This window comes from Candidatus Methylacidithermus pantelleriae, assembly GCF_905250085.1.
GTDB classification, from domain to species: Bacteria; Verrucomicrobiota; Verrucomicrobiia; order Methylacidiphilales; family Methylacidiphilaceae; genus Methylacidithermus; species Methylacidithermus pantelleriae.
This window is the reverse complement of sequence record NZ_CAJNOB010000048.1, coordinates 1-5,786: the sequence shown is the minus strand read 5'-3', so window position 1 is coordinate 5,786 and position 5,786 is coordinate 1. Positions and strand designations below refer to the sequence as shown.

Annotated in this window: 7 protein-coding genes and 1 pseudogene; 4 read left to right on the top strand and 4 right to left on the bottom strand. The window is 56.3% G+C overall.

Features of this window, described 5'->3' with window-relative positions; genetic code table 11:
- Window positions 1-299: 299 nt before the first annotated feature.
- Together KK925_RS09125 and KK925_RS09120 are read right to left on the bottom strand one after the other, a co-directional pair.
- Entirely contained in the window at window positions 300-461 is a 162-nt protein-coding gene (locus tag KK925_RS09125) for a hypothetical protein (RefSeq protein WP_174583540.1), read from the bottom strand.
- Complete coding sequence (locus tag KK925_RS09120; RefSeq protein WP_214096458.1) at window positions 454-654, bottom strand: hypothetical protein; 201 nt, start codon at window positions 652-654, stop codon at window positions 454-456. The genes KK925_RS09125 and KK925_RS09120 overlap by 8 nt, the downstream gene beginning before the upstream one ends.
- A 589-nt stretch (window positions 655-1,243) precedes the next feature.
- Here KK925_RS09120 and KK925_RS09115 point away from each other — a divergent pair.
- The 3 genes from KK925_RS09115 to accD all read left to right on the top strand — a co-directional run bounded on the left by KK925_RS09115 (window position 1,244) and on the right by accD (window position 3,798).
- The gene (locus KK925_RS09115; protein WP_214096457.1) at window positions 1,244-2,107 is read left to right on the top strand and encodes a CPBP family intramembrane glutamic endopeptidase; all 864 of its coding nucleotides are present in this window, start codon (window positions 1,244-1,246) and stop codon (window positions 2,105-2,107) included.
- Window positions 2,083-2,769, top strand: a complete 687-nt coding sequence (locus KK925_RS09110) for a ComF family protein (RefSeq protein WP_174583538.1) — start codon at window positions 2,083-2,085, stop codon at window positions 2,767-2,769. The genes KK925_RS09115 and KK925_RS09110 overlap by 25 nt, the downstream gene beginning before the upstream one ends.
- A 165-nt stretch (window positions 2,770-2,934) precedes the next feature.
- Window positions 2,935-3,798, top strand: coding sequence for an acetyl-CoA carboxylase, carboxyltransferase subunit beta (gene accD, locus KK925_RS09105; RefSeq protein ID WP_174583537.1), 864 nt, complete (start codon window positions 2,935-2,937; stop codon window positions 3,796-3,798).
- 56 nt (window positions 3,799-3,854) lie between these two features.
- Here accD and KK925_RS09100 read toward each other — a convergent pair whose 3' ends face one another.
- Window positions 3,855-4,265 (bottom strand): septal ring lytic transglycosylase RlpA family protein, encoded by a 411-nt coding sequence (locus KK925_RS09100; protein ID WP_174583536.1) that lies wholly within the window; start codon window positions 4,263-4,265, stop codon window positions 3,855-3,857.
- Window positions 4,266-4,322: 57 nt separating this feature from the next.
- Between KK925_RS09100 and KK925_RS09095 the strand changes: the two genes are divergently transcribed.
- Window positions 4,323-4,967, top strand: a complete 645-nt coding sequence (locus KK925_RS09095; RefSeq protein ID WP_174583535.1) for a hypothetical protein — start codon at window positions 4,323-4,325, stop codon at window positions 4,965-4,967.
- A gap of 584 nt (window positions 4,968-5,551) precedes the next feature.
- On the opposite strand, the pseudogene KK925_RS09090 reads toward KK925_RS09095, so the two are convergent.
- A pseudogene (locus tag KK925_RS09090) lies at window positions 5,552-5,786 on the bottom strand (hypothetical protein); the annotation flags it as partial.

Sequence of the window (5,786 nt, the reverse complement as noted above, 5' to 3'; positions counted from 1 at the left end):
GTGCAAACCCGAAAGAGCGGCGCACCCACTCGGGACTTTCTCTTCGGCCAGCAACGCGTCAAGCTTGGTCAGGAGGATGGCCAGCCGGCGCTTTTTTGTTGCAAACCGTTCGATCCCGGCATCTTTTCCTCGAGCTCACTGACCACCCTTTCCACTCTCCCGATCCCGCTCCTTAGCTTCCTCAATGAGCTTGTGCCACCTTTCTCCGATCAACGCGATGGTTCCTTCAAGGTCAGACCCGCAGGGCTTGGAACTCTCGGGCGGCCAAGCCAAACGGGAGTAGGAGCGATTAGGAGCGATCAATTACCCTCGTTGAGCGAAACACAAAGCCCGGATCTGGCACAAAAAAACTCCGCTCCCGCTCGCCCGGAGAGCGCCCAATAGGCACCATCGAGAAGCAAAACCTCTTCCGGCATCAGGCTCAAACGTGTCTCATACGTGAAAATTGGCAGCTTACTCATCCATGGCTTCCGAGCGCCTTCTCGGCACGCTTGCTTGTGCGGATTTCTTCTCGGTAAAACCTGCACACGATGAAACGATCTCCTCATTGAGCTCGCGCACGATATCGTCGGTCATCTCATTCGGATCCACCACCACGATCGATCGACTCTGCGCGCCCAATACCGTTTTCCGGTACCCGAAGCCGAAGTGCATCAGCCGGTCGCACGATTCGACCAGGATGACGCCAACCTTGGGATCTCACGGAGCGGCGCGATCAGCCCCCTTCCGATGGCCGTTCATCCCGGAGCCGACCTCACTGACGGACCTTCCCGATCCACAACGGTTTGCCAGAGAAAAACTCGGAGAACCCAAGCCAATTGCCCTTCTCAATCCGCTTTTTCGTGGCCGCTGGACACCGGCGCGTGGAGGGCCACCCCATCGGGTTGTGGAGACTCTGCACGAACAATGACCGTTCCAGTTAGTAAGTATTCTGCCGGAAGAAGCAAACGCCCCTCCTTCCGCCTCCGCCAAACCGTCTTCTAGTCAACCCCCTACCGCTTGGCCCACACACTCAAACTTCATTTGGATATGCGGCGATGAAGAACCCTGTGTGTCTCGTTTAGCTCTTGGCAACCCCCCTGGAATTTTTCTACCCAGGATTTTTGCTGGGCCGCCGCCGGAGATGAGGCCGCCTTTCCCACCGGTACAGCCGCGCAATCGCACCGTTGTCCAAGCCCGGCCTCGCGTCGGCCTAACGCCCTATGGTAAAAAAGCAAAAGAAAAGCTTTTTCTCCCTCTCTCAATGGAAGCAACCTCTGCCGCCACCTCTCAGCGACTCCGCGAGCTCGGAGCGCTCGTTGCCTATCTAGGCCTTAGCGTCGCAATGGGAGTGCTGGCTTTGCCGTGGGTCTATGCCGCATTTCATCCCATGTTCCCTCAACCTCCCCACCGGTACCTGCACCGGTTGATCCTTGTGGCTCTTGTGGGACTTTTTCCCCTGTTTCGGAAAAAAATGGGCGCGCGATCTTGGCCGGGAGAATTCTTCACCCTTGAGCCGGGATGGGCAAGTGAAGTTGGGTTCGGATTTTTCTTTGGTATTCTCTTCGTCGCGGCGCTTTTAGCTGAAGCTCGGAGCTCGGGTCTCCCCTCTCCCCTCCACATCCCAACAGTCGCAAGGATTCTTTCGCTTTGTGTCCAAGCGTGGGGTGTTGCACTGGTGGAAGAGTCTTTTTTTCGTGGAGTCATAGCGGCTAATCTCCAACGCACACTAGGAACGCCTTCGGGTCTTTTCGGCTCAGCTACCCTCTTTTCGCTGGCGCATTATATCGGGCACCCAGGCAAAGCACCCTGGCCCAAAGAAGGAGACGTTCTCCAAGCATGGTCGGCGTGCTTTGGGCCCCTCCTTGACGGTGCATGGTGGGAACCTCGCGCTTTGATCCTTTTCTTGGCGGGGTTGGTCCTGGCGGCTGCCCTTTTTCGAACTGGTCGCCTTTGGCTTTCGAGCGGCCTTCACGCAGGCTGGGTCTTTGCACTCCGGCTGGGAGAAGAAATGGCTGGCAGCACTAAGCCCGCTTGTTTTGTTCTCCCATTGGAGGTGGGAACGTGCCTTGGCTTAGGTATTTGTTTGCTTCTCCTTTGGCTTTGGAAAAGTGGGAAAAGCGTCTAGCCTGGTTCCGCAGGCATACGGAAGAGCTAGGCGCACTCTTTTTTCCCACGGTTCGTGTTGCTCACCCTCTTGCTCTCCAATCCCCCCTTTGTCCTTCTTGTGGAAAGGAAGGAGTCAAAAACCCCAGGGTTTGCCCGAATTGCCAACAACATGGACCGTGGGCATTTTTGTGGGCACGAGCGCCCTACCGGGCTCAGGGAGTCGTGTGGGAAGCGATCCATCGCTTGAGCCATCGCGGGGAGAGCTTTTGGCTTCCTAGGCTCGCAGATTGGCTCGAGGAAGGATTCCGGCTTTTTGCTGCGTTCTTTCCCTGGGATGCTCTCGTTCCAGTACCGTTGCATCCGGTTCGGCGCAGGGAGCTCGGCTTTAACCCGTGCCTAGAGCTTGCACGCATGCTAGGGATGCGCCAGAGAATCCCTGTGTTAAACTGTTTGTACACCGTGCGAGCTGGCAGCTCGCAAAAAACCCTTACCGCGCCGGAACGGGCAATGGATCACGATTGTGCGTTTCGGGTCAAACGAGGTTTTGACCTCCAGGCCCAGTCGTTGCTAATCATTACAGATGTCCTAGTGACTGGATTGACCGCGCAAGGATGCGCGCGTGCTCTCCAACAAGGTGGCGCGGAACGGATTGCGGTTTTGGCGGTTGGACGCGCCGAGTGAAGGTCTACTCGGGTCTTGCAGGTGGAAGAGGTCCGATCCATAAGAAAAGAGAGTCAGCCCATCTTGGAGGAGAAATAGAATCGAGCGCTCGCAAGGATCCAACCGAAACGGAATCTCGCACAAGTTTTCGGGCAAAAAAGACCTTCCCTGGGCAGCCCATTAGCCATGAAAGACCCTGAACCTCAAGAAGCTCTAGCCCCGAGCAGAAACTCTCGCAAAATCCATATCCCCGCTGGTTTGTGGACCAAGTGCCCAAGCTGCAGCGAGCTGCTCTACACCAAAGAGCTGATAGAAAACCATAAGGTCTGTAAGCGGTGCGGTTATCATTTTCCGATGACGGCTTGGGAACGAGTGGGTTTACTGCTCGATCCCGGATCCTTCGTGGAAGATCCTAAAGGACTGCTTTCCTGCGATCCGCTCCAGTTTCATGCCGCTACTAGCTATCAAGAACGACTGGCCTATTACCGGAAAACAACAGGCCTAGAGGAGGCCGTGATTTGTGGCGTTGGGAGGATCGAGGGGAAAAGGGTAGCTTTCGCTTCGATGGATTTTGGCTTCTTGGGCGGAAGCATGGGATCGGTTGTAGGGGAGAAAATCACCCGGCTGATCGAACGAGCCGACAGAGAAGAACTTCCTTTGGTGATTGTGGCAGCATCTGGTGGGGCGCGAATGTATGAGGGCATTCTTAGCCTCATGCAGATGGCCAAAACGGCAGGGGCTTTGGCACGCTATTCCCGCAAGCGTCTACCGTACATCTCTGTGTTAACCAATCCTACGATGGCCGGGGTGCTGGCGAGCTTTGCCTCCCTGGGTGACGTTCTTTTGGCCGAACCCCAGGCCATGATTGGCTTTGCAGGAACCAGGGTTATCCGGGAAGCCGCAGGGCAAGAATTGCCCAAGGGCTTTCAAACCGCGGAATTTCTGAAGGATCACGGTCTAGTGGACCGGATTGTGCCAAGACAAGAGCTTCGGGAGACTCTTGCTAAGCTCCTTGACTACCTCGTTCCCGGTTGTCGTTCACGCACTTAAATCCACCGAAATTTTGCCTATCAGGGTTGGCTAGCGCCGGTCCGTGAACGTAGCGATTATAATTGGGACGGGAGGCGTAACACTCGTACCTCGACGGGAACAACGCCGGCATGGACCATACCCAGTTCCCTAGCAGCACCGAGGGAAACATCGATAATCCTTCCCTTGACAAAAGGGCCGCGATCGGTAATCCGCAGAACCGCCTGTTTGCCATTGAGAAGGTTCCGCACCCTCACCACCGTGCCAAAAGGAAGATGGCGATGCGCCGCGGTATGAGCCCACTGGTTGTAACGCCCGCCGTCTGCCGTGGGTTTGCCATGAAATCTCCCCCCGTACCAGCTTGCATATCCCCGCTGCGTTGCCCCAACCCGGACATGATAACCCCATCGAGAAAAACCAGGACCCGCACAACCGACAACGAAAAGGGCCAAAAGAAGAAGAAAGACAAAAGACAAGATTCGGATCATACTACGCACGGCTGCCGAGTTTAGCCGTGCGCTTCTCCCCAAGGCAAGCCAGAAAGAATGAATTTATCCCTGACTCGATGGACCTTCCTACTGGTCACACTGGCTCTTTATTGGCCTTCCCCTAACCACCAAGTCCTGGCCAGAGATATCCCTCACCAAACCCCAGCATCAGAACTTTTCGTAGCGGGGCTTCGCTTTGTCATCCCGGCTTCCTGGGAAGCGGTCCCACCAGCCACTCCCATCCGGTTGGCTCAATGGCGCGTTGGAATACAAAACGCTGAGCATAAAGGAGAGCTCGTCCTTTATTCCGTTCCCCAGAGCCTTTTGGTTACCACGGAAGCCATCTTGCAAGAATGGCAAAGCCTTTTGAGTCCCGCGGCTTACACACCTCCAAAGTGTGAGATTTCCTCGCGCATTCTGCCTTCGCTTTTGGTAACCGAGGTCTATCTCCGCGGGACCTATCTCGATGAGGAGGTACCCCCGGGGGTACCGCCTCGGATTCGGACAAACTGGGGTCTTTTGGGTGCAGTGGTCGAGAACGCCCAAACGCGGGTTGCTCTACGCTGTACGGGCCCATTACATTTTACGGAAAACTTTCGCCACGAGTTTGAGCACTGGTTAGACTCCATTCGCCCAGCTGTCGACCAATCGCCTTCTCCGAGCCGATCGGTTCCTCTACGCGCGTTGGGCTTAAGGCCGTAGTGAGTCGTCGCCCCTCTGCTTCGACCTCTCCCCTTGAGTGATTGTGAGGGAGAGGAGGAAAAAATCGGCTTCATCCAAAAGCAACCTCCTCGATCCTGGCGTGCCGAAAGGATCCTGTGCCTGCCGAAAGCCTCCATCTCTCTCCTTACATCCCACCGAAGTTTTTTTTCTACCCGGTCCCTCCTAATCGAATCGAAAATAGGGGGGTGGAGCGATCACGAAACGCTCTGCGCGGTTAAAACCAGAAGGGGTTGTGGAAGCGGTCCCCCGCAGGACTCCTTGTAACCCTACGGGGATTCCTTCTCATCGGCTCACGCCCTTCCTAAACAGGGATAGATAACCCTTCCCTTCCGAGGGAAGATCGTCCGGGACACCGGCCCAACAGCACTGCCGATGATCCGCGTGCCGGGCTTTCACCGACAGAGCCCAGGTAGCGCCCATGTCCCCGCTTTCTCGGACAGAGGCGCGACGACAGCCAGCCGATTACCCTTCGATCTGGCATGCGCGCCCGATGCGGCGCTTTGAGTCTCTTCCGGGCACCTGCGATAGAAACGACCATGGATGTTTGGTCCGGTTCCTTCCGGCTAGGGCGAAGGCGACATCACCGCCATCCGAGTAGCCACGACTGTCTCTGCCACGGATAGGCCTTTAGAGAGACCCCATTCTCTCCGGGCACAAGCGCAAAAGACCGTGACCTGGTAAGAACCGATGCCATGACGGCACGCGTGGTTGACCGCTCCGTTCACAGACGTGTGGACCGGGTCGACTTCGATCAGCTCGACTCCGGCGCGAAAAAAGCCTCGTTGAACAACCACGATC